The following is a 281-nucleotide window of genomic DNA, read 5'->3' on the forward strand; positions in this document are numbered from 1 at the left end:
GTCCAGGGCAGCTTGGGCCCGCGTGCCGGCCGCGGCCAGGGCGGTGGTGTCGTCACCGCGTGCGCTGGCGTAGATGAGGGCTTGCTCGCTGGCGAGTTTAGCTGCGTAGCAGGCGACTGCGTAGCCGTTGATCGCCGTGGTCACGTTGTCCGTCGGGCGGTCCGCAGGTGGCAGCGGGCCGACTTCGCCGCACCGCAGGCTTGCGGCTGCCACGTCCTGGCAGAGGACGGGCAGTTGAGCAGCGGCGTTCCACCCGTTGAGGGTCTTGCCGTCCATGTGGG

1 protein-coding gene is annotated in these 281 nt (G+C 70.5%); it reads right to left on the reverse strand.

The window, feature by feature from the left end; translation table 11 throughout:
- Nucleotides 1-213: hypothetical protein (locus VR44_RS40675; RefSeq protein ID WP_157880579.1), on the reverse strand; the 213-nt coding region annotated here is incomplete at its 3' end.
- Nucleotides 214-281 lie beyond the last annotated feature (68 nt).

The organism is Streptomyces katrae (assembly GCF_000966975.1).
Classification (GTDB): Bacteria; Actinomycetota; Actinomycetes; order Streptomycetales; family Streptomycetaceae; genus Streptomyces; species Streptomyces katrae.